Genomic DNA, 1,165 nt, shown 5'->3' with positions numbered 1-1,165 from the left:
GTGGTTTTGGGGGGCGTTGGGGGGGTCGGCGTGGGGGCGGGGGAGGGGGTCGGCGTGGGTGTCGGGCACGGCCACGTCTTCTTGCTGCCGGCGTACGCCACCGCCTCGGTGCCGTCCGGCCCCGTCGAGGCGTACGCGCAGGCGTCGGCCACCGCGACCCCGGCCGGTGCGCCGACGAGCGCCCAGGTCAGCGTCGCCGCCGCCAAGGCACGTGTCGCAAGGGCGGGTTGAGTCGAAAGGGCTCCATGCACGACGAAGATCATGAGCCCTGTGCCGCCCGGACGGGCCGGGGTGCAAGGGGATTGCCCCGAAAGAGGGATATCCGGGCATCACCGGTTTGAACTGCGGTCGCCCCCAGGGGGCTCCGGGTGCACTCGTGTGCGACGACTCGGGGGCTCGTCACAGATTCCGGAAAGAAATTTGGCCGACGGTTGAACACAATCACCGCCCCCATGCGTACTCATGACCGTGCGGCGGCGCAGCAGGGCGCTGCAACACCCTTGCGATTATGGGGAGTTGACGATGAAGACCTCCTGGCGGAGCGCCTCACTCGTGGCGAGCGCCGCGGCGGTCCTGGCGCTGACGACGGCGTGCGGTCAGGACAGCCCACCGGCGGCCAGCCAGAACGTGGGCGCCACGGCCGCGCCCGGGGACTACGGAAGCATCGGCTCGGGAACCGCGGGCGCGGCGGGCGGCACCGCGACCGGCCAGCCGGCGGCACCGAGCGCCTCCAGCCCGTCCAACCCCGCCGGCAAGCTGTCCGTCTCCACCGCCGAGAAGGTCGGCAAGGTGGTCACCGACAGCCTCGGCCTCACCCTGTACCGGTTCGACCAGGACACCGAGCAGCCGCCCAAGTCGAACTGCGACGGTGACTGCGCCAAGACCTGGCCGCCGGTTCCGGCCGACGACGCCGAGGCCGGCGAGGGCATCGACAAGGCGCTGCTCGGTTCGGTCACCCGGGCCGACGGCACCAAGCAGCTCACGGTCGGCGGCTGGCCCGCCTACCGCTACGCCAAGGACGTCAACGCCGGTGACGTCAAGGGCCAGGGCGTGGGCGGCAAGTGGTACGCGCTCGCCCCCGACGGCAAGAAGGCGCAGGGCGGTGCCGAGGCCGGCGCGGAGGGCGGCGGCGAAGCGGCCCAGGCCGGGCTGTCCACGCGCAAGG

At 72.5% G+C, this 1,165-nt stretch carries 1 protein-coding gene and 1 pseudogene; both read left to right on the top strand.

Annotated features, from left to right (window positions below; translation table 11 throughout):
* Positions 1-231, top strand: a pseudogene (locus ABT116_RS48585) (hypothetical protein); the annotation flags it as partial.
* A gap of 291 nt (positions 232-522) precedes the next feature.
* Positions 523-1,165: SCO0930 family lipoprotein (locus ABT116_RS48580; RefSeq protein WP_351647952.1), on the top strand; the 643-nt coding region annotated here is incomplete at its 3' end.

Origin of the sequence: Streptomyces sp. NPDC002130 (genome assembly GCF_040296465.1) — a bacterium.
Taxonomy (GTDB): Bacteria; Actinomycetota; Actinomycetes; order Streptomycetales; family Streptomycetaceae; genus Streptomyces.
The sequence above is the reverse complement of the archived record's forward strand: the minus strand, read 5'-3'. Positions and strand labels throughout refer to the sequence as shown.